This window comes from Pseudarthrobacter sulfonivorans (assembly GCF_014712225.1).
GTDB lineage: Bacteria > Actinomycetota > Actinomycetes > Actinomycetales > Micrococcaceae > Arthrobacter > Arthrobacter sulfonivorans.
Genome location: NZ_JACXBW010000009.1, coordinates 201669 through 223089, shown reverse-complemented (window position 1 = coordinate 223089; position 21421 = coordinate 201669). Strand labels below are relative to the sequence as shown.

At 65.8% G+C, this 21421-nt stretch carries 20 protein-coding genes and 1 riboswitch; of the genes, 3 read left to right on the top strand and 17 right to left on the bottom strand.

The features are described from left to right. Positions 1 to 45 precede the first annotated feature (45 nt). The 11 genes from IAQ70_RS13590 to IAQ70_RS13540 all read right to left on the bottom strand — a co-directional run bounded on the left by IAQ70_RS13590 (position 46) and on the right by IAQ70_RS13540 (position 7207). Complete coding sequence (locus IAQ70_RS13590; RefSeq protein ID WP_111909356.1) at positions 46 to 372, bottom strand: DUF2469 domain-containing protein; 327 nt, start codon at positions 370 to 372, stop codon at positions 46 to 48. 75 nt (positions 373 to 447) lie between these two features. Beyond that, on the bottom strand, positions 448 to 1191 hold the full coding sequence (locus IAQ70_RS13585; protein WP_190989861.1) for a ribonuclease HII: 744 nt from the start codon (positions 1189 to 1191) through the stop codon (positions 448 to 450). Between the two features lie 14 nt (positions 1192 to 1205). Then, positions 1206 to 2027 (bottom strand): signal peptidase I, encoded by an 822-nt coding sequence (lepB, locus tag IAQ70_RS13580; protein WP_190989830.1) that lies wholly within the window; start codon positions 2025 to 2027, stop codon positions 1206 to 1208. Beyond that, positions 2028 to 2705 carry a signal peptidase I gene (gene lepB, locus IAQ70_RS13575; RefSeq protein WP_190989829.1) on the bottom strand — a complete coding sequence of 226 codons (678 nt, stop codon included), beginning with the start codon at positions 2703 to 2705 and terminating at the stop codon, positions 2028 to 2030. Positions 2706 to 2789: 84 nt separating this feature from the next. Then, on the bottom strand, positions 2790 to 3149 hold the full coding sequence (gene rplS, locus IAQ70_RS13570) for a 50S ribosomal protein L19 (RefSeq protein ID WP_190989828.1): 360 nt from the start codon (positions 3147 to 3149) through the stop codon (positions 2790 to 2792). A gap of 250 nt (positions 3150 to 3399) precedes the next feature. After that, a complete protein-coding gene (gene trmD, locus IAQ70_RS13565) occupies positions 3400 to 4248 on the bottom strand; it encodes a tRNA (guanosine(37)-N1)-methyltransferase TrmD (RefSeq protein WP_223860021.1) in 849 nt (282 codons plus the stop codon). Continuing rightward, a complete protein-coding gene (gene rimM / locus IAQ70_RS13560; protein ID WP_190989860.1) occupies positions 4249 to 4794 on the bottom strand; it encodes a ribosome maturation factor RimM in 546 nt (181 codons plus the stop codon). Positions 4795 to 4907: 113 nt separating this feature from the next. Then, positions 4908 to 5150, bottom strand: coding sequence for an RNA-binding protein (locus IAQ70_RS13555; protein ID WP_056349097.1), 243 nt, complete (start codon positions 5148 to 5150; stop codon positions 4908 to 4910). A 1-nt stretch (position 5151) separates the two neighbouring features. Beyond that, positions 5152 to 5568 carry a 30S ribosomal protein S16 gene (rpsP, locus tag IAQ70_RS13550; protein WP_190989827.1) on the bottom strand — a complete coding sequence of 139 codons (417 nt, stop codon included), beginning with the start codon at positions 5566 to 5568 and terminating at the stop codon, positions 5152 to 5154. Positions 5569 to 5779: 211 nt separating this feature from the next. Then, the gene (locus tag IAQ70_RS13545) at positions 5780 to 6217 is read right to left on the bottom strand and encodes a hypothetical protein (protein WP_190989826.1); all 438 of its coding nucleotides are present in this window, start codon (positions 6215 to 6217) and stop codon (positions 5780 to 5782) included. 114 nt (positions 6218 to 6331) lie between these two features. Beyond that, positions 6332 to 7207 (bottom strand): VOC family protein, encoded by an 876-nt coding sequence (locus tag IAQ70_RS13540; protein WP_190989825.1) that lies wholly within the window; start codon positions 7205 to 7207, stop codon positions 6332 to 6334. 156 nt (positions 7208 to 7363) lie between these two features. Continuing rightward, positions 7364 to 7471, top strand: a riboswitch (TPP riboswitch). Here IAQ70_RS13540 and thiC point away from each other — a divergent pair. Beyond that, the gene (gene thiC / locus IAQ70_RS13535) at positions 7466 to 9310 is read left to right on the top strand and encodes a phosphomethylpyrimidine synthase ThiC (protein ID WP_317983657.1); all 1845 of its coding nucleotides are present in this window, start codon (positions 7466 to 7468) and stop codon (positions 9308 to 9310) included. It overlaps the preceding riboswitch by 6 nt. Here the strand turns inward: thiC and IAQ70_RS13530 are convergent. Together IAQ70_RS13530 and ffh are read right to left on the bottom strand one after the other, a co-directional pair. Then, positions 9293 to 10027: an alpha/beta hydrolase gene (locus tag IAQ70_RS13530; RefSeq protein WP_190989824.1), complete on the bottom strand. Its 735-nt coding sequence runs from the start codon at positions 10025 to 10027 to the stop codon at positions 9293 to 9295. The two genes, thiC and IAQ70_RS13530, sit on opposite strands and share 18 nt — an antisense overlap. A 109-nt stretch (positions 10028 to 10136) precedes the next feature. Then, a complete protein-coding gene (ffh, locus tag IAQ70_RS13525) occupies positions 10137 to 11717 on the bottom strand; it encodes a signal recognition particle protein (RefSeq protein WP_190989823.1) in 1581 nt (526 codons plus the stop codon). Between the two features lie 88 nt (positions 11718 to 11805). On the opposite strand from ffh, the gene IAQ70_RS13520 reads away from it, so the two are divergent. Beyond that, positions 11806 to 13209 (top strand): glucose-6-phosphate dehydrogenase, encoded by a 1404-nt coding sequence (locus tag IAQ70_RS13520; protein ID WP_190989822.1) that lies wholly within the window; start codon positions 11806 to 11808, stop codon positions 13207 to 13209. Positions 13210 to 13301: 92 nt separating this feature from the next. Here IAQ70_RS13520 and IAQ70_RS13515 read toward each other — a convergent pair whose 3' ends face one another. Further along, positions 13302 to 13640: a P-II family nitrogen regulator gene (locus IAQ70_RS13515; RefSeq protein ID WP_190989821.1), complete on the bottom strand. Its 339-nt coding sequence runs from the start codon at positions 13638 to 13640 to the stop codon at positions 13302 to 13304. Beyond that, on the bottom strand, positions 13637 to 14986 hold the full coding sequence (locus IAQ70_RS13510; protein ID WP_190989820.1) for an ammonium transporter: 1350 nt from the start codon (positions 14984 to 14986) through the stop codon (positions 13637 to 13639). The genes IAQ70_RS13515 and IAQ70_RS13510 overlap by 4 nt, the downstream gene beginning before the upstream one ends. A gap of 319 nt (positions 14987 to 15305) precedes the next feature. Between IAQ70_RS13510 and IAQ70_RS13505 the strand changes: the two genes are divergently transcribed. After that, positions 15306 to 16454 (top strand): MFS transporter, encoded by a 1149-nt coding sequence (locus tag IAQ70_RS13505; RefSeq protein ID WP_190989858.1) that lies wholly within the window; start codon positions 15306 to 15308, stop codon positions 16452 to 16454. Between the two features lie 59 nt (positions 16455 to 16513). On the opposite strand, the gene ftsY is transcribed toward IAQ70_RS13505, so the two are convergent. Both ftsY and smc read right to left on the bottom strand, forming a co-directional pair. Beyond that, entirely contained in the window at positions 16514 to 17725 is a 1212-nt protein-coding gene (ftsY, locus tag IAQ70_RS13500) for a signal recognition particle-docking protein FtsY (RefSeq protein ID WP_190989819.1), read from the bottom strand. 55 nt (positions 17726 to 17780) lie between these two features. After that, positions 17781 to 21371 (bottom strand): chromosome segregation protein SMC, encoded by a 3591-nt coding sequence (smc, locus tag IAQ70_RS13495; RefSeq protein ID WP_190989818.1) that lies wholly within the window; start codon positions 21369 to 21371, stop codon positions 17781 to 17783. Positions 21372 to 21421 lie beyond the last annotated feature (50 nt).

The window sequence follows — 21421 nt, the reverse complement described above, 5'->3', positions numbered from 1 at the left end:
GCCGCCGTGGCAACATGTGGAGGAGAAGTGGGGCTTCGGCCGGCGTCAGTTGCCAAGGTCAACGTCCTTCGGCAGGGCAAGTTCCTCGTTGCGCGGCAATTCTTCGACGTTGACGTCCTTAAAGGTCAGCACCCGGACGGTCTTCACAAACCGGGCCGAGCGGTAGACGTCCCACACCCAGGCGTCCTGCAGCGTCAGGTCGAAGTAGACCTCGCCGTCGGCGCTGCGGGCCTGGAGGTCAACGTGGTTGGCAAGGTAGAAGCGGCGCTCAGTTTCGACAACGTAGCTGAAGAGCCCGACGACGTCCCGGTATTCACGGTAGAGCTGCAGCTCCATGTCGGTTTCATAGTTTTCAAGATCCTCAGCGCTCATACTTCCATCTTGCACCATTGGGGACGCCCCGGGCGCCCCGGCGCAGCATCGCGCGTTGCCGACCGGCGCGAGGTATCAGAGCTCGCCGCCGAGGAGGTTCCAGCTCACCCGGTGGTAGGGGGTGGGGCCGGCGGCTCGCAGGGCGTCGCGGTGTGTCGCGGTGGCGTATCCCTTGTTGACGTCCCAGCCAAAACCGGGATATTCGTTGTGCAGGCCGCGCATCTGCTGATCGCGCTCCACCTTGGCGATCACGCTGGCGGCGGCAACGCTCAGGCACTGCATGTCCGCCTTGACCTTGGTGTGGACCGGCGCCTCGCAGCCGGGTTCCAGCATGGGCTCGTCGAACAAGGACAGCTGACCTGCCGGCGAGAGCCAGTTGTGGCTGCCATCGAGCAGCACCACGTCCGGATTCACGCCGGCGGCGAGGATCTCCAGCCATGCCCGTGTTCCTGCGAGCCGCAGGGCCGCAATGATGCCCAGGGCGTCGATCTCCCGGGCGGAGGCGTGGCCCACCGCCGAAGCCACGCTCCAGCTTCGCACCAACGGTTCCAGGCGCTCCCTCTCGATGGGGCTGAGCAGTTTGCTGTCGCGCACGCCGGACAGTGGCTTCTGGGTGAGGAGGTCGACGACGGCAATCCCTACACTGACAGGTCCCGCCAGGGCTCCGCGTCCCACCTCGTCGACGCCGGCCAGGTAGCGGGCACCCTGGGCCTTGAAGGTCCGCTCATGCCGAAGCGTGGGGGCTTTGGAACGCGGCCCCGAGGCGGGGCGGGCCGCCGGCTTGGCAGGAGGGGCAGGAGCGACTGGAGGGGCTGGCATTGCTGTGGACACGGTTATTTCCCCGCGGGCACATTCCGGTAGACGTCGGGGTAATTCTCCAGGACAGAGATCCGGTTGAGCGGCCACGCGATGACGGCCGCCTTGCCCTCCACGTCCACCAGATTAACGAATCCGCCATTGGCATCCAGATGCGAGCGGGAATCAGCCGAATGGTTACGGTTATCGCCCATGACCCAGACCTTCCCTTCCGGAACGACAACGTCAAAGGGGCGGATCTGCGCTACCTCGGCGGTGTTGACGTAGGTTTCATCAAGTGGAGTTCCGTTAATGGTCAGTTTACCGGCGTCGTCACAGCAGATCACGTGGTCTCCGGGGAGACCGATGACGCGCTTGACGAGGTGCTGTTCCGAGCTGTCCGGCAGCAGCCCCACGAAGGTCAGGCCGTCCTGTACCCAGGTAAAGGGGCCGGTCTCTTTCTCGGGTGCCGCGGCCAGCCAGCCCTGGGTGTCGCGGAAGACCACCACGTCACCGTGCGAGAGTGCGAACGGCTCAGGCACCAGGAGGTTGACAAAGATCCGGTCGTTGACGTCCAGCGTGTTAACCATTGACTCGGACGGGATGTAGAACGCCCGGAACAGGAAAGTCTTAATCAGGAACGACAGCACCACGGCGATCACCACGACTGTGGCGACTTCCTTCAGCCAGACAAAAATGTGGCTGGACGCCCCGTCCTTCGGCTTCGAAGATACCGAATGCCTGCCCTGTGCCGGCGCCGACGGCGATGCGTCAGCGCCGCCGTCGGTAACCGGCTGAGCGGCACTTCCCGCGGCGCCGTCACGAGGCGTCTCGGGCGTCGGCGCATTGTTCTCGGGCATCTACGGTCCGTCCTCTGTCGTTGGTCCGGCCGCGAGCGGCCGTGGTATTGCAGCAAATCTATCAAGCGGCCAAATGATTTGGACCGGCCTGCCGATAACCCTGGCCAGCGGCACCATACCGCCGCCCGGTGCGCCGAGCAGGCTGCGTGAATCAGCGGAGACGGAGCGGTGGTCGCCCAGGAGCCAGAGCCTTCCCTCGGGGACCACGGCGGTGAAAACCCGGGTGCTTGGCTTGTCACCTGCAAAGAGATACGGCTCCACAAGCGCTGTCCCGTTCACGGTGATCTTCCCGTCGGCATCGCAGCAGATCACAGTATCTCCCGGAAGCCCGATGACCCTCTTGACATACGTCGTGTCGCTGCCGGTCAGGCCCAGCCACTGGCCGGCCGCAGCGACGGAGTCAAGCACCGGGCCCTTGCCGCTGTTCAGCGGGGCAAAGGATCCCCTGCCGTCAAAAACCACAACGTCGCCCCGGCGGATCGGTTCATTGTGAAAATCGGTCCTGGAGACCAGGATGCGGTCGCCGCCTTCAAGCCCGGGCTCCATGGAGTCGGACGGGATGAAATAGACATCAAGCCAGAGCGAGCGGACCAGTCCGCTGATGCCCACCGCGAGGAGAAGTGCCAGGAACGCAAAACGCCAGCCCATTCTTCTGGGCTGGCGTTTTGTCTGGTCCATGATCCGTATTTCCTGGGGCGCTGTTGCTGGTGGCTCCGGCGCTGGCCTGGTACGGCTGGGGCCTGCTTTGTAGGTCCCGGGGACTTACTTGGCGGTCTGGAAGTCGCGCTTTTCCTTGATCTTCGCAGCCTTGCCGCGCAGTTCACGCATGTAGTAAAGCTTGGCGCGGCGCACGTCACCCTTGGTGACGAGTTCGATCTTGTCGATGATCGGGGAGTGAACCGGGAAGGTACGCTCCACGCCGACGCCGAAGGAAACCTTGCGGACCGTGAAGGTTTCGCGGATGCCGTCACCCTGGCGGCCCAGGACGAAGCCCTGGAATACCTGGACACGGGAGTTCTTGCCTTCGATGATGTTCACGTGCACCTTGAGGGTGTCACCCGCGCGGAACTCGGGAACATCGGTGCGCAGCGAAGCTGCATCTACGGAATCGAGAATATGCATAATTGCACTCCTGGTGAACGCCACAGGTCATTCACTTTAGGTAACGGCGGGCAAGCCCGGGAACGCAGGACGCCCCGGAAAGTACCGCCGAAAGTTAGGTGGTCCGGTTCCTTCGCTGATTGAAAGTACCGGGTTGTCTTAGCTGTTGGTTGCGCTCCCCCTGTGGCAGGTGCGGACCCAGCAGACACAAGCACTAATTTTGCCACACTCGCGGGTCTTCAGCCAATTGCCGCTGATGCGGGCCGCGCGCTCAGGCGGAAGCGTCCGCTTCGGCGTCGTGTTGGGTGTCCGCACCGTTTGTCCCTGCCACGGAAGGCCTGGCACGGAGGTGACCTTCAACGACGTCGTACCCGAGGTCGTAGAGAGCCGAACGGTCGGCACGCGGCAGCTTCCCGGCGTCGAACGCTTCCAGCAGGTCGGGGCGGCGTTCAGCCGTCCGCCGGTACTGTTCGTGGCGGCGCCACTGCGCGATCTTCCCGTGGTTGCCGCTCAAAAGCACCGCGGGCACCTCCCGGTCCCGCCAAGTGGACGGCTTGGTGTACACCGGATATTCCAGCAGACCATCGGAATGCGACTCCTCCACCAGGGATTCCGGGTTGCCCACCACGCCCGGCAGGAGCCTGCCGATGGCCTCCACCATGGCCAGGACAGCCACTTCGCCGCCGTTGAGCACATAGTCACCCAGGCTCATGGGCCGAACGGTGAAGTGTTCCGCGGCCCATTCGATGACACGCTCATCGATGCCTTCGTAGCGGCCGCAGGCAAAAACCAGCTGGTCCTCTTCGGCGAGCTCATGGGCCAGCGCCTGCGTAAACCGCTCCCCCGCCGGTGACGGCACGATGAGCACCGGTTTGGCCCCGTTGCCCCCGCCTGCCGCAGCCACCGAAGCCAGCGCCTGCGCCCACGGTTCCGCCTTCATCACCATGCCGGCCCCACCGCCGTAGGGGGTGTCGTCCACAGTGCGGTGTTTGTCAGTAGTGAACCCGCGCAGATCATGGACACGCAGGTCCAGCAGGCCGTCCTGCCGGGCCTTGCCGATGAGCGACAGCTCCAGGGGCGCCAGGTATTCGGGAAAGATACTGACGACGTCGACTCTCATCTAAGCGTTGCCCTCAGGTTCGCCGTCAGCAGCGTCGTCGGAGTTGATCTCAAACAGTCCGTCCGGCGGCGTCAGCAGGATAAACCCCTCGGCAACGTTGACTTCCGGCACGATCTGCTCAACGAAGGGGATGAGGATTTCCTTGCCGTCAGCGTCCTCGACCACCAGCAGGTCCTGGACCGGCATGGTGTGCAGGCCGGCAACCTTGCCCACCACCTGGGAGCCCACCCGCGCTTCGAGTCCCACCAGTTCGTGCTCGTACCAGCCTTCGTCATCGTCCTCGTCCAGCTCTTCGGTTTCGATGAACAGCTTGGCACCACGCAGGGTCTCGGCCTGGTTGCGGGTTTCAATTCCCTCGAACGCGAGCAGCAGGATGTCCTTGTTCCAGCGGGCGCCCTCAACAGTCAGGGGCCCGGCCGAGGCCGGCTCCACGACAAACTCGGTACCCGGAACAAACCGGTCGGCCGGAGCGTCAGTGAGCACCTGGACCGTCACTTCCCCGCGGATTCCGTGCGGTTTGCCGATTCGTGCCACCTGAAGCTGCATCTGTTCCTCTGTTCCGGTTGTGGGATGATCCACGGTGTTCTGATGAAAGCACTCCGGCCCCTCCACCCTGATGGGTGGAAGGGCCGGAGCAAAAAACTGATACTGCCGAGCGCTTAGCGGCGGCGGTCGGTATCGACGACGTCGACCCTGACCGGTTCGCCGTCTGCCAGTGCCGCCACAACGGTGCGCAGTGCACGTGCGGTGCGGCCCTGGCGGCCGATCACCCGTCCCAGGTCATCCTGATGAACGCGGACCTCGAGGGTGTCCCCGCGGCGGTTGTTCTTCGAGCTGACCTTGACATCTTCCGGCGAATCAACGATTCCCCGGACCAGGTGTTCGAGCGCTTCTGCCAGCAATCTACTCAGCCTCGGTGGCTTCTGCTTCGGCCGGGGCCTCGGCTGCGTCAGACTGCTTTGCCTTCTTGGTGATGGCTTCCGGGATGATCACGGAACCCTTTTCCGGGGCAACAAAGGCAGCCTTGGGAGCCTTGGTCTTCAGGGTGCCTTCCTGGCCCGGGAGGCCCTTGAACTTCTGCCAGTCACCGGTGATCTTGAGGATCGCGGCAACCTGCTCGGACGGCTGTGCGCCGACGCCGAGCCAGTACTGGGCACGGTCCGTGTCGACCTCGATGTATGAGGGCTCTTCGGTGGGGTGGTACTTGCCGATCTCTTCGATGGCACGGCCGTCACGCTTGGAGCGTGCATCCATGACGACGATGCGGTAGTACGGTGCGCGCATTTTACCAAAGCGCTTAAGGCGAATCTTTACGGCCACTTTTGTGGTCACTCCTGTTTCAGAAAAGGGTTGAACCGACGTTCTGCACCCGTGGGGCGGGCCATACTTGAGGGTTCGAAGGACAGGATCCGGACGCGGAGAGAGGGGCCACGCAGATCGAGTACCTGTTTATTGTGCCAGATCAGCGCCAGGATTTCGACTTGACACGGTTGGAAGCGGCAGACGGAGGGACCCGGGGCCTCTTGCGGGCCTAGGACGACCAGACGTACAAACCGGTGCGATCGGCGTCGTCGATTCCGCCGGCGAGCTCGGCAAGCTGTTGGACATATGTCCGGGCGTCAGCCGCGCCGAAGGGCATGTCGTCCTGGGCGGCCCATTTTTCGGCGACGTCGTCCAACACGTTGCCCTCACCCTCAGTTTCATAGGTGAGGAGGTCCGCGAGAGCCCGGACCATGGCCGGCGGAACGCCAAGGAGGGAGTCGCTGGAGACGTCAACCATGGCGAGTTCGTACCCCTCGCCGCCGGCGTGGACCGCAGCCCCGGCGAGATCGCCAAGCTGTTCGATTTCGAAATCACTGACGCCAGGTATCCGCAGCGCGGGGCCGGACGGCGAGCCGCCGGCATCGAGGACGCCGGCGCGTTTCAGCGCGGCATCGTGGGTAGCTACAAAGATTTCAGTGAAGCCCATGGGAACAGCCCTCATTCCGTCGACGGTGCGGCCCGGACGGGCAGCATCGAGTGCAGCCCCGGCCGTTCAAAATCAGCCTAGTGCATGGCAGGCCGCACTTCGGGCCAAGGGCAGTCAGCGGACAGCGACCCGGATATTGTTGCGCCAAGGATCCTCGAACCGGAGCTCGGCGCCAGTGTGGTGGGAGGCCACACCGGCGACCTTCAGGCGGTCGGCGAGCGCCCCGACGTCGTCACCGGAAGCCACCTCGATGAGCACCTCGCCGAGACCGAGGGTGTCTTTGCGGGGACCGGCGCCGCGGCTGTTCCACACGTTCATGGCCATGTGGTGGTGATACCGGCCTGCCGAGACAAACAGGGCCTGCCCATGCCAGCCTGCGGTCTTCTCGAAGCCCAGGGTGCCCACGTAGAAATCGTGGGCCGACTGAACGTCCCCCACCTGCAGGTGGACGTGGCCCACGCCGGCGTCGGTGGCCAGTTGGCCGTCCAGGGATTCCTGGGAAAGGTGCTGCTCCAGGTAGCGCTGGGGCGGCAGCGCCAGGCTGTCCATCACCACTTCGGTGCCGTTCCAGGACCAGTTCTTGCGGGGGCGGTCCCAGTAGAGCTCAATGCCGTTGCCCTCCGGGTCGTTGAAGTAGAAGGCCTCGCTGACCAGGTGGTCGGCGCTCCCGGTGAAGAGCCGGGGGTCAAACTGGGCGGCGGTGGCAACCGTGGCAGCCAGCGCGGACTGGTCTTCAAAAAGCAGGGCCGTGTGGAACAGCCCGGCCTCTCCCCTGCCCGGCAGGTGCAGCGCCGGCGCGGGTGCCAGGTGGACCAGGGGGCGCTGGCGACGGCCGAGGTACAGGCCGCCATCCTCCTCGGCGACAACCTCCAGGCCAAGTGCCCGCTGGTAGTAATCGGTCATCAGCTTCATGTCGCCCACCTTGAGCATCACGGTGCCCATGGAGAGGTCGGCAGGTAGAAGATCCTGGCTGGTGGCTTCTGCAGTCATGTGAACGCTCCCGGTCCGCCGGCCTTCGGGGTTGAAAGCCGTTATGCATCTAATTTACTTGAAGCTTCAATTTAATTCAAGCGCTGGTGTAGCTCCGATTGTGACTGCCTCCCGTGATTGCTGTCACGCAGCCTCCCTCACCCTGTGGTAGCTTCGACTTGACCACACGGGAGCCCTTGCAGGGGCTGAGATCGGGCTGATGCAGCCTGCGACCGTCGAACCTGTCCGGGTAATGCCGGCGAAGGAAGTGAGTATTCATTGAATACACAAGAAACACAGCTGATCGCTGCCCAAAATGAAGCCGACGTGGATCAGACGCTCCAGGCTGAAACCCAGTCGCTGAAGTCCCATTCACTGGCGTTCATAGGCGACGAAAGTTCCGGAATCAGGGTGCCCGTCACGGAAATCGCCCTGGAGCCGTCGCCCAACGGCGAAGCAAATGGCCCCTTCCGCGTCTACCGCACCGCCGGTCCCGGCAGCGATCCGGTGATTGGCCTCAATCCGTTCCGGTCGGAGTGGATCGCTGCCCGCCGCGACACCGAACCGTACAGCGGCCGGGAACGGAACCTGCTCGACGACGGCAAATCGGCCGTGCGCCGCGGCGCCGCCTCCGCGGAGTGGAAAGGGGCGCAGCCGGTGCCCCGCCGCGCCGTCGGCGGCAAGACCGTCACGCAGATGCACTATGCCCGCCAGGGTATGGTGACGCCCGAAATGCGGTTCGTGGCCCTCCGCGAAAACTGCGACGTGGAACTGGTCCGCAGCGAAGTGGCCGCCGGCCGCGCCATCATCCCGAACAACATCAACCACCCGGAATCCGAGCCCATGATCATCGGCAAGGCCTTCCTGGTGAAGATCAACGCCAACATCGGCAACTCGGCCGTGACCAGCTCCATTGCCGAGGAAGTGGACAAGCTGCAGTGGGCCACCCAGTGGGGCGCAGATACCGTCATGGACCTGTCCACGGGCGACGACATCCACACCACCCGTGAATGGCTCATCCGCAATTCCCCTGTGCCGATCGGCACTGTGCCGATCTACCAGGCGCTGGAGAAAGTCAACGGTGAGGCCAACAAGCTGACGTGGGAGATTTTCCGCGACACCGTGATCGAACAGTGTGAGCAGGGCGTGGATTACATGACGATCCACGCCGGAGTCCTGCTGCGATATGTGCCGCTCACCGCCAACCGCGTCACGGGCATCGTCTCGCGCGGCGGGTCCATCATGGCCGGCTGGTGCCTCGCCCACCACCAGGAGAACTTCCTCTACACGCACTTCGATGAGCTGTGCGAAATCTTCGCCCAGTACGACGTCGCGTTTTCCCTGGGCGACGGGCTGCGCCCGGGAGCGACGGCGGACGCCAACGACGCCGCCCAGTTCGCCGAGCTGGACACCCTGGCCGAGCTGACCCAGCGCGCCTGGGAGTTCGACGTGCAGGTGATGGTGGAGGGCCCCGGCCACGTCCCGTTCCATCTGGTCCGGGAGAACGTGGAACGCCAGCAGGAGCTTTGCAAGGGCGCCCCCTTCTATACCCTTGGACCGCTGGTGACCGACATCGCACCCGGCTACGACCACATCACCTCGGCCATCGGGGCCACCGAAATCGCCCGGTACGGCACCGCCATGCTCTGCTACGTGACGCCCAAGGAGCACCTGGGCCTGCCCAACAAGGACGACGTCAAGACCGGCGTGATCACCTACAAGATCGCCGCACACGCCGCCGACCTCGCCAAAGGCCACCCCGGTGCCCACGAACGGGACGATGCCTTGTCCAAGGCACGGTTCGAATTCCGCTGGCGCGACCAGTTTGCGCTGTCCCTGGATCCGGTGACTGCCGAGGCGTTCCACGACGAGACGCTGCCGGCTGAGCCCGCCAAGACCGCGCACTTCTGCTCCATGTGCGGCCCGAAGTTCTGCTCGATGAAGATCAGCCAGGACATCCGGGACGAGTACGGCTCCGCTGATGCCCAGGCTGCCATTGCCGGGATCTACAGCGGCATGCGCGAAAAGAGCGAGGAGTTCCTGGCCAAGGGCGCGAAGGTCTACCTGCCGGAACTGCAGGTCCCCCGGCCCGCCGGGGCAGTGCCCTCAGGAGGCCTGGACTGAGTGTGCCCGGCTGACGTCGGCAATGAAGGACCGGATGGCACGGTCGCCTTCAACTGAATCCTGAGGCCGGTGCCCGCCCGCGGCAATGCGGTGCAGGGCGCCGGTCTCCTTCAGGTAGCCGGCGATTTCCTCATAGAGCGGTTCCCAGCCGCCGGTCAACACCATCGTGGGGACGCCCGGCACAATGTGCAGCGGAGCTTCCCACGACGGTGCCTGCAGCCGGAGCCGGCGCGCCGACCGCTTCTCCTCCGTGGACGCCGGCTCGTGGAGATCCACGGCAAACATGCGCCGGACGTATTCGCGCTGGAAGTCGTCGTCGCCCAGTTGATGCCTGACATCGAAAAGCGGTTGCATGAGGGCACGGTGTGCGGCGGTTGCGGGCAATTCAGCAGTCAGCGACAAACACGCCGGCTCCACGAGCGTCAGTGAGTACACAAGGTCCGGGCGCTGGACGGCTGCCATCATGGCGGCAATAGCACCTTCGGCATGCGCCACGACATGACCGCCTGCTGCCCCCCGGCCATCATCCGCCAGGGATCTGAGCACGATGGCGGCGTCCGCGTCAAAGGATGATTCAACCGGTTCAGCGACAGGGTCGAAACCATGCCGCCGCAGGAAAAGTGCATCGTATTTCAGCGCCATTCCGTGCTGCCGCGGCCAAGCCGCCGCACCGAAGGGTCCGGCGCCGTGCACGAACACTATCCTCTGCTTGAACATGACCCAACCCTATTCCACGGCAATGACATCAAAAGTAAGTAGCAGCAAGTGTCGTTTAGAGCGTTCAAAACGACACTTACTGCTACCTAGTTGGGCGGGCGGGTGGTGGTTACTTGCCGAGGAACTTGTCGAAGCCCTTGGGCAGGTTCAGCTGCGAGGGATCGAAGTCGCCGGCCTGCTGGCCGAATGCCGCGCCCGTCGGCAGGGCCTTCGCCGCACCGGCGCGCCGGGCCTCGGCATCCTTGAGCTCCTGGGCTGCCTTGGCCGGGTTGCCGGAACGCGCCTTCTTCTTCGGGGCGTTCTTGCCATTCTTCCGTGCGCCACCGGGCCCGCCCATGCCGGGCATACCAGGCATTCCGGGCATGCCGCCGCCCTGGGCCATCTTCTTCATCATCTTCTGGGCCTGGGCGAAACGCTCCAGCAGGCCGTTGACCTCGGACACGTGCACCCCCGAACCCCTGGCGATGCGGGCGCGGCGGGAGCCGTTGATGATCTTCGGTGCCACGCGCTCGTGCGGCGTCATGGAGCGGACGATCGCCTCGACGCGGTCGATCTCACGCTCGTCGAAGTTTTCGAGCTGCTGGCGGATGTTCTGCGCGCCGGGCATCATCATGAGCATTTTCTTCATGGAGCCCATGTTGCGGATCTGCTGCATCTGGGCCAGGAAGTCGTCCAGGGTGAAGTCTTCCTGGTCGGCGAACTTCTTCGCCATCCGGGCTGCTTCGTCCTTGTCCCAGTTCTTTTCTGCCTGCTCGATCAGGGTGAGGACGTCACCCATGTCCAGGATGCGGGAGGCCATCCGGTCCGGGTGGAAGAGCTCAAAGTCGTCCACACCTTCACCGGTGGACGCGAACATCACCGGCTTGCCGGTGACCGACGCAACCGAAAGTGCGGCACCGCCGCGGGCGTCGCCGTCGAGCTTTGACAGCACGATGCCCGTGAAGTTGACGCCTTCATCGAACGCCATCGCCGTGTTCACGGCGTCCTGGCCGATCATGGAGTCGATCACAAAAAGAACTTCATTGGGGACGATGGCGCGGCGGATCTGGCGCGCCTGCTCCATCATCTCGGCGTCGACACCCAGGCGGCCGGCGGTGTCGACGATGACAACGTCGTGCAGTTTCTGGCGGGCTTCCTCGACGCCGGCACGGGCGACGGCGACAGGGTCACCGGCGGGGTGGTCAAGTTCGGAGGTGGCTCCGGGGTGCGGCGCAAAGACGGGCACGCCGGCACGCTTGCCCACCACCTGGAGCTGGGTGACGGCGTTGGGGCGCTGGAGGTCGCACGCCACCAGCATGGGGCTGTGCCCCTGGGCCTTGAGCCACTTGGAGAGCTTGCCTGCAAGGGTGGTCTTGCCCGCGCCCTGCAGGCCGGCGAGCATGATGATGGTGGGGCCGGTCTTGGCCAGGCGGATGCGGCGGGTCTCGCCGCCGAGGATCTCCACCAGTTCCTCGTTCACGATCTTCACGATCTGCTGGCTGGGGTTCAGCGCCCCGGATACCTCAGCCCCCAGGGAACGCTCACGGACGCGGGCGGTGAACTCCCGCACCACGGGCACGGCAACGTCGGCATCCAGGAGGGCACGGCGGATCTCGCGGACTGTGGCATCAACGTCAGCCTCGGTGAGGCGGCCCTTGCCACGGAGGTTCTTGAAGGTTGCTGTCAACCGGTCAGAGAGTGAATTGAACACGCGCCGCGCACTTCTTTCAGTGGAGTTACAGGGGGGACTCGACTATCTAGGGTACCAAGACGGGCATGCATGATGGCATGCTGGCAAGGTGACGAGCCAAACGAGTGTAAAAACCCTGCTCATCCTGGGTGCCTCCGGGGATCTGACCGGCCGCCTGCTCCTTCCGGGCCTGGCCCGGCTGGTGGCGAAGGGTCGCGCCGAGGGACTGAACCTGGTGGGCGCCGGCTCCGATGCCTGGACCCCGGACCAGTGGCAGGCCCGGGTCCACGAAGCCTTCGCCGCTGCGTCGAAGGAGGCGGACGCTGCCGGAAGAAAAGCACTCAACGCTGTGGAGAAAACCACGGCCTACCATCAGGTTGATGTCACCGCGAACGGAGCGCTGGCAGCGTTGCTGGCCGGCCTGGAAGGCCCCACCGCCATCTACTTCGCTTTGCCGCCCCGGATCAGCCAACTGGCCTGCGAGTCCCTGCACCGCGACCAGGTACCGCCCGGCACCCGGCTGGTCATGGAGAAGCCTTTTGGCTCCAGTGAGGCCTCGGCCCGCTCCCTGAACCACACGCTGGCGGGGCTGGTCCCGGAGGACCACATCCACCGGGTGGACCATTTCCTGGGGAAAGCAACGGTACTGAACATCCTGGGCCTGCGCTTCGCGAACAATTTCCTTGAGCCCGTCTGGAACCGTGAACACGTGGCGAAGGTGGAGATCATCTTCGACGAGGACCTGGCACTGGAGGGGCGTGCACGGTATTACGACTCCGCCGGGGCCCTGCGGGACATGATCCAGAGCCATCTCCTGCAGATCATGGCGCTGCTGGCCATCGAGCCGCCGGCTACCATCGGCGAGCGCGACCTGCGCGACGCGGTGGCAACGGTCCTGCGGGCCAGCAGCATCAGCGCGCCCTACGCCACGTCCACGCACCGCGCCAGGTATACGGCGGGTTCGATCGGGGGGAAGAAAGTCCCGGACTACGCCAGGGAGCAGGGTGTGGATGCAGGCCGGGAAACGGAAACCTTGGCGGAGGTCCAGGTGGACATCGACAACTGGCGCTGGAAGGGAGTCCCCTTCATCCTGCGTTCCGGCAAGGCCCTCGGCACCAAACGCAAGGAGGCCGTGGTCACGTTCCTCCCGGTCCCGCACCTCCCGGGTGGATTCACCGGGGTCGACTCCCCCAACCAGCTGCGGATCGGATTCGGACCGGACACGCTGCAGTTCGACGTCGACGTCAACGGTCCGGGCGATATTTTCTCGCTGGGCCGGGTCACCCTGAACGCGGAGCTCAGCGATTCGGACCTGTTGCCGTACGGCGAAGTGCTGGAAGGTGTGCTCAACGGCGATCCCCTGCTGTCGGTCCGCGGGGACACCGCGGAGGACTGCTGGCGGATCCTTGAGCCGGTACTGAAGGCCTGGCAGCGCGGGACGGTACCGCTGGAAGAGTACGACGCCGGGTCGGCGGGTCCTGCGGGCTGGGCGGGTTTGGTGCAGGCGGAGTAAGCCTTAACGCAGAGGGCGGGCAGGGAACCTGGTTCCCTGCCCGCCCTCTCCGCTGATATCGCCGGTGCGCCGGCGATCACTGCGGAGGGCTGTTAGATTGCTGCCACGCCGCGTTCTCCCGTGCGTACCCTGACTGCCTCGAAGACTTCCACGGTCCAGACCTTGCCATCTCCTGCGCGTCCGGTGTTGGAGCTGGCGATGATGACGTCCAGGATGTCATCAGCCTGTTCGTCCGTGGCGAGCACTTCCACCCGGATCTTGGGCAGGAGGTCCACGTTGTATTCAGCGCCCCGGTAAACCTCGGTGTAGCCGCGCTGGCGTCCATACCCGCTGGCCGCGCTGACCGTCAGTCCCTGGACTCCGTAGGCCTCCAGGCCTTCCCGGATCGCTTCCAGCTTCTCCGGGCGGACGATGGCTGTGATCAGTTTCATGCTTCCACGCTTTCCTTGCCGGCAGCCGGCTCTGTCTTCTTGGCTCCGGACAGTTCGGCTTCACTGGCCGGTGACTTGCCGGTGATCAGTTCATGGAGGGGCTGGAAGCTCCCGCCCTGCCCGCCAACACCGAATTCGTACGCCGTCTCAGCGTGCAGGCTGAGGTCCACGCCAACTGATTCCTGCTCCTGCGAGACGCGGAAGCCCATGGTCTTGTGGATGGCGAGGGCGATGAGCGAGGTCAGGATGGCCGAGTAGGCGATGGCAATGCCGGCTGCTGCGAGCTGCGCCCAGAGCTGGGCCGGTCCGCCGCCGTAGAACAGGCCGCCGCCCACACCGTCGGTGGGGAGGGCGATGAAGCCCAGGGCAACCGTGCCGATGATGCCGGATACGAGGTGGACCCCCACAACGTCCAGGGAGTCATCGAAGCCCCAGCGGAACTTGAGTCCGACGGCGAGGGCGGAGGCCACACCGGCGATCACACCGAGGCCGAGGGCGCCGACGGGGCTGACGTTGGCACAGGCAGGGGTGATGGCCACGAGGCCGGCGACTACACCGGAGGCGGCACCGAGGGAGGTGGGGTGGCCGTCGCGGATGCGTTCGGTGACGAGCCAGCCCAGCATGGCTGCGGCCGGGGCTGCGAGGGTGTTGACCCAGATCAGGCCGCCCTGCTCAGCGGTGGTGGCTGCACCGGCGTTGAACCCGAACCAGCCGAACCAGAGGATGGCAGCACCGAGCATGACGAAGGGGATGTTGTGCGGGCGGTGGTTCGGGTCCTTGCCGAAGCCGCGGCGGTTGCCGATGATCAGAACGAGGATGAGGGCCGCGACACCGGCGTTGATGTGGACCACGGTGCCACCGGCGAAGTCGATGGCAGGGCCGAGCGCCTGTCCAATGGCACCCTCGGGGCCGAACAGCCCGCCGCCCCAAATCATGTAAGCCAGGGGGCAGTAGACCAGCGTGACCCAGACAGGCACAAAGACGGTCCATGCGCCGAACTTGGCGCGGTCAGCGATCGCGCCGCTGATGAGGGCTACCGTGATGATGGCGAAGGTGGCTGCGTAGCCCACCTTGATCAGGCCGTCGGGGCTGGTGATGCCTTCAAGGCCGAAGGTGGCGAACGGATTTCCGACGATCTGGAGGAACCCTTCACCGGAGCTCATCGACGCGCCCCAGAGCACCCAGACCACACCGACCATGCCGATGGAGATGAAGCTCATCATCATCATGTTGAGCGCAGCTTTGGCGCGTGTCATGCCGCCGTAGAAAAATGCCAGACCCGGTGTCATGAACAGCACGAGTGCTGCCGCCACCATGAGCCATACGTGACCTGCGGTAAGTTCCATGGTGCACGTCCTCCCTCTTATCGATGCTGCGGATGTGTTCCGCCTGCCAACGCCTTTTGCGTCCTGAAATGAGTTTGTCCGTGCCGTGTTTCTACCGCTGAGGTATTTCATTGCTGGTTTGTTACAACAACCTCTAGGAAGTAAATGGTGCATATCTGGCTTGTTACGGTTATGTTTCACCACTTCCACCGGCCCCCGGCCCAATGCCCTGCAAGGAAACCAGTATCATGACGGCAGCCGCCCTGTGAGCCGCGCCACATCAAGGATTCTCGCCGTCATCCGGCCGGACCGGCCCGCACTCCCGCGTGACGTGAAGGTGATGCTCGCCGCCGCCTTCCTTATCGCCCTCGGTTTCGGGCTCGTTGCGCCGGTGCTGCCGCAATTTGCCACCACCTTCGACGTCGGGGCGACGGCCGCCGCGGTGATCGTGAGCATTTTTGCTTTCATGCGGCTGGTGTTCGCGCCGGCCGGAGGCGCCCTCATTGGCCGCCTCGGTGAACGGCCTGTTTATGTGTCGGGCCTGCTGATCGTGGCAGTCTCGACGGCGGCCTGTGCCTTCGCCCAGAACTACTGGCAGCTCCTGGTTTTCCGCGGCCTCGGCGGAGTGGGGTCGGTGATGTTCACCGTGGCTTCGATGGCGCTTGTGGTCCGGCTGGCACCGCCTGAGAGCCGGGGACGGGTGTCCGGTGCTTACGCGTCCGCGTTCCTGGTGGGCAGCGTCCTGGGTCCGGTGGTGGGCGGCCTGCTGGCCGGCTTCGGGCTGCGGGTGCCGTTCCTTTGCTACGCCGCGGCACTTGTCCTTGCTGCCATCGTGGTGCAGACCCAGCTCAGCCACACACCATCCTCGGCGCGGTCTGCCGGCGACCGGGCCCCGGCCATGCGTTTTGCCGACGCCCTCGGAGTGGGTGCCTACCGCTCGGTGCTGGTGTCGAGCTTCGCCAATGGCTGGGCAACCTTCGGGGTGCGGATGGCCACCGTGCCGCTCTTTGCTGTTGCCGCGCTGGGTGCCGGACCTGAAACCGCAGGCCTGGCCTTGGCCGTGTTTGCCGGCGGAAACGCGGCCGCGCTGACATTTTCCGGGCGGCTGGCCGACAGCCTGGGCCGGAAGCCGCTGATGATCGCCGGACTGCTTGTGGCCGGGCTCGCCACGGCCGCCATCGGGTTCACCTCGGAGCTGGGCTGGTTCCTGGCTGCTTCCGCCGTGGCCGGAGCGGGTTCCGGCCTACTGGGTCCCGCCCAGCAGGCCGCCGTCGCGGACGTCATCGGGAACGAGCGGTCCGGCGGGAAGGTCCTGGCCGCCTACCAGATGACCTCAGACATCGGGGCGATTGCCGGGCCGGTGCTGGTGGGATTCCTCGCTGACCGGCTGGGGTACGGCTGGGCGTTCGGCGTCACCGGGGTCGTCCTGGTGGTGGCCGCCGTCTGCTGGGCCGTCACACGCGAACCCCTAAAACGCGTCGAGGGGTGAGCTACCACCGCTAAAGCGTGCGCTTAGCGGTGATGGCTCACCCCTCAATGGTGCAGCCCTTAGTTGAGCAGGGCGTCCACAAAGCCCTCGGCGTCAAAGGGAGCCAGGTCATCGGCGCCCTCGCCGAGCCCGATGAGCTTGACCGGAACACCAAGTGACTTCTGGATGGCAACCACGATGCCGCCCTTGGCGGTGCCGTCGAGCTTGGTGAGGACGATGCCGGTGATGTTCACTACCTCGGCAAAGACGCGGGCCTGGTTGAGGCCGTTCTGGCCGGTGGTGGCATCCAGGACCAGCAGTACCTCGTCCACCTCGGCCAGCTTTTCGATGACGCGCTTGACCTTGCCGAGTTCGTCCATCAGGCCGGTCTTGTTCTGCAGGCGGCCCGCGGTGTCGATCATGACAACGTCGACTTCCTGGTCAATGCCTGCCTTGACCGCCTCATAGGCGACCGATGCGGGGTCTGCGCCGTCGACGTCGGACTTCACGGTGGGAACGCCCACGCGCTGTCCCCACGTGGCCAGCTGCTCGGCCGCGGCAGCGCGGAACGTGTCCGCCGCGCCCAGCAGGACGTCCTTGTCCTCGGCGACAAGCACGCGGGCGAGCTTGCCCACCGTGGTGGTTTTGCCCACGCCGTTGACGCCCACCACCAGCACGATGGCCGGCTTGTCCCCGTGCCTCTGGGTGTTGAGGCTGCGGTCCATGGTGGGATCCACGAGCTTGATGAGTTCCTCGCGGAGCAACGCCTTGACCTGTTCGGGGGTCCTGGTGCCAAGGACCTTCACCCGTTCCCGGAGGGCGTCAACCAGCTGCATTGTGGGTTCGGTCCCCAGGTCTGCCAGCAGGAGGGTTTCCTCGACTTCGTCCCAGACATTTTCGTCGATCTTGTCACTGGAAAGCAGGGCAAGCAGACCCTTGCCCAGGATGTTGTTGGACCGGACCAGGCGCTCACGGAGGCGGGTGAGGCGGCCGGCCACCGGCAGGGGCGTCTCGACCCGGATGGTTTCGAGGCCCGCCGCGTCGTCCGGCACGTCGGTGACTTCAAGGTCTTCGAGGTCTTCGAGGTCGACGCCGGCCGGCGCCTGCCGCTCCGCCGGGGCCACGGGGGCGTCCTCCAGGAGCGTTCCGCCGCCGGCGACGGGGTCATTGGCGTCACGCGTGCCCGGGTACTGGTTGATGTTCCTGCGCGTCTTCATCAGGACCGGGATCAGCCCGCCAATAACCGCCAGGGCAGCAACAATGGACAGAATAATGGGGAGGATGTCATTCACTCCCCTAGCTTCTCACAAAGGCGGCAGGCGCTAGCGGCCGCCACCTGCGGTGACTCTAGACGTCGGCTCCGAGCCGCTGGCTGATGACGGTGGACACTCCGTCGCCCCGCATGGTGACGCCATAGAGTGCGTCGGCGACTTCCATGGTGCGCTTCTGGTGGGTGATCACGATCAGCTGGCTGGATTCCCGGAGTTCCTCGAAGATGGTGATCAGCCGGCCGAGGTTGGTGTCGTCGAGCGCCGCCTCCACCTCGTCCATCACGTAGAACGGTGACGGCCGGGCCTTGAAAATGGCCACCAGCAGGGCGACGGCGGTGAGGGACCGCTCGCCGCCGGAGAGCAGCGAGAGCCGCTTGATCTTCTTGCCGGCTGGCCGGGCCTCCACCTCAATGCCCGTGGTGAGCATGTCTGACGGGTGGGTCAGGATCAGGCGGCCTTCGCCGCCCGGGAAGAGCCGGCCAAAAACGCGGACGAACTGGGCCTGGGTGTCCTCGAAAGCCTCGGCAAAGACCCGCTGGACGCGGTCGTCCACTTCCTTGATGATGTCCAGCAGGTCCTTGCGGCTGGACTTGAGGTCCTCGAGCTGGGTGCTGAGGAACTGGTGCCGCTCCTCGAGCGCCGCAAATTCCTCCAGCGCCAGGGGGTTGACCTTACCCAGTGCGGACAGGTCCCGTTCGGCTTTGCGGAGGCGCTTTTCCTGTTCGTCCCGGACAAACGGCTTGCCTTCGATGATCGGCGCGCCGGCCTCATCCACGGGTGTGCGGAGGGCGGCCCATTTGTCGCCCTTTTCCTCCGCCGGGACGGGCACGGGAACATCCGGGCCGTAGTCAGCCAGGAGCACGTCCGGGGTGATGCCGAGTTCGTCGATGGACCGTGTCTCCAGTGCTTCGATGCGGGCCCGGTGCTGTGTGCGGGCCAGCTCGTCCCGGTGGACCGAGTCAGTCAGCACCGCCAGCTCGCGGGCGAGCGAATCATTGCCTGTCCTGATCGACTGGAGTTCACGGTCCCGCTGTTCCCGGTTCTCTTCGGCGAGATCGCGTTCCTCCCGCGCCAAGTCCACGGACACGTCGACGAAGCGGATGGCCCGCTCCACGCATGCAGATACTGCGGCCGCGCGCCGCGCCTGGAGCCGCCGGCGGCGTGCCCTCTCCGCTGCCTCTTCCCGGGCCTTGCGTTCGGTGGCGGCGGCGCGTTCGAGCGAGACGGCCCGGTTCCGGGTGGCTGTCAGTTGTTCTTCGGTGCTGCGGAGCGACAGCCGCGCCTCCATCTCGGCGGACCGGGCCTGCGATGCCGCCCGGGCCAGGGCATCGCGCTGTTCCGTGGACGGTTCCTCCTCGGCGGGGGCTTCCTGCGCCGCGGCCAGGCGGGCGGCGATGGCAGCAAGAGCCTCCTCCTCGGTCCGTACATTCGCCTCAGCCTTGGCCAGTGACGCGGCCAGCCTGTCGCTTTCGCCGACGGCGCTGCGCAGGATCGAGTTCAGATGCCCCAGCCGTTCCGCGACGGCCGCCAGCCGGGCGTCCGAGTCGTGGAGCCTGTCCAGGGCAGCGTCGGCCCTGGTTTGGGCTTTGGTGCGCCGTGCTTCGGCGCCGGCGAGGGCGAACCGGTTCCGCTCGAGATCGGCCGTGACAGCGGCGAGCCGGGTTTCGGCGTCGTCGACGGCGGCCTGCACCTCAAGCAGCGACGGCGCCTTCGCGGAGCCCCCGGTGACGGTCAGTGCCGTCAGAATGTCTCCAGCCGTGGTCACGGCCGTCAGGTCCGGCCGTTCAGTGACAAGGGTGCGGGCGCCCGCAAAGCTATCGACGATGGCGGATCCCGCCAGCAGTGCCGCCACCGCCGGCCCGTGGCCCTCGCCCGCGGTGACCAGGTCAAAAGCCCAGTGGGCACCAGCAGGCAAAGAACCCGCCGTCGTGGGGCTGGGGTGCGCCGGTGGTGCAGCCGATTCCAGCAGCAGGGCGGCCCGGCCGGCGTCGTCCTCCTTCAGCAACTGCACGACGGTGGCAGCCACCGCGGGATCCCGGACCACAATCGCTTCGGAAGCATCGCCGAGCGCGGCCGCGATGGCCGTTTCGTAGCCCGGCTCAACGGCGAGCGCCGCTGCGAGCGTGCCTGCGACGCCGTCGAGGCCGGAGCCGAGCACGTGGGCCGCTCCGTCCTTGCGGTTGAGCCCAAGCTGCAGGGCATCACGCCGGGCCACCAGGGCATCGCGTTCGCGGACAGCTTCCCTTCCGGCGGCCGTCAAACCGGCAATCTCCCCGACCACGGCGTCCAGTTCGGTGGTGGCGTCCTCGTAGTCGGCGTCGAGGGTCTCCTCGCCTTCCTCAACGCCCGCCACCTGGCTTTCGAGGGCGGTGAACTCGGACTGGGCCTTGCTGCGGCGGTCCTGCCCTGCGGCGAGTGACTCGCGGAGCCTGCCCAGTTCAGCCTGGGCGGACTCGACCCGCGACCTGGCCGCACCCACCTGGCCGGCCAGCTTCGCGAGGCCTTCGCGGCGGTCCGCTGCGGCGCGGAGGACAGCGGTGAGCCGTTGATCTTCGGCAGCCGCGGCCCGTTCAGCCTCGGATTTGGCGGCCGTGGCGGACTCCAGCGCGCTGCGCCGGTCGAGGATGTGACGCTCGAGCTCCGTCAGTTCGTCCCGGACCCGGGCGGCCTGCCGCTCCAACTGCTCCGGGTCCCTGCCCGAATACGGTTCGGCGTCAACCGCGCCCAGGAGCCGGCCGCGTTCCTGGGCCAAGGAACCAAGGGCGCGGAGGCGTTCCCGCGCCGCGGTCAGCCGGTACCACGTGTCCCGCGCCGCGTTAAGCCTGGGCGTGGCCTCTGCCGCGAGTTGTTCCATGGCGGCCTGCTGCCGGCGCCCGGCCTCCAGTTCCTCCTCCACCGCGGTCCGGCGGGCTTTCACCGCTGCCTCATCCGCGACGTCCTGCGCCAGGGAATGTCGCTCCCGGGCCAGATCATCGGCCAACAGCCGCGCGCGCGCGTCCCGGACATCAAACTGGACCCGCTGGGCACGGCGCGCCACGTCGGCCTGCTTGCCGAGCGGCGTCAGCTGGCGCCGGATCTCGCCGGTGAGATCGTTCAGGCGCTGCAGGTTTGCCTGCATGGCCTCGAGCTTGCGCACGGTTTTTTCCTTGCGGCGGCGGTGTTTCAGGATGCCGGCGGCTTCCTCGATGAAACCCCGCCGGTCCTCCGGGGTGGCATGCAGGACTTTGTCCAGCTGCCCCTGGCCCACAATGACGTGCATCTCCCGGCCCAAGCCGGAATCGGAGAGCAGTTCCTGGATGTCGAGCAGGCGGCAGGCGGCCCCGTTGATGGCGTATTCGGATCCCCCGGCGCGGAACAAAGTCCGGGAGATGGTGACTTCGCTGTATTCAATGGGCAGGGCCCCGTCAGCATTGTCGATGGTCAGGGAGACGTGGGCCCTGCCCAGCGGTGCGCGGCCGGATGTCCCGGCAAAAATGACGTCCTCCATCTTGCCGCCGCGCAGCGTTTTGGCCCCCTGCTCCCCCATCACCCAGGACAGGGCGTCCACCACATTGGATTTCCCGGAGCCGTTCGGTCCCACCACGGCCGTGACTCCGGGCTCGAAGTCGAACGTCGTGGCCGACGCGAACGACTTGAATCCCCGGACGGTGAGGCTCTTGAGGTGCAAGGTGTTTCGGGTCTCCTGCTCGGCGGACTGGGCACGGGTATAGGGCGGCC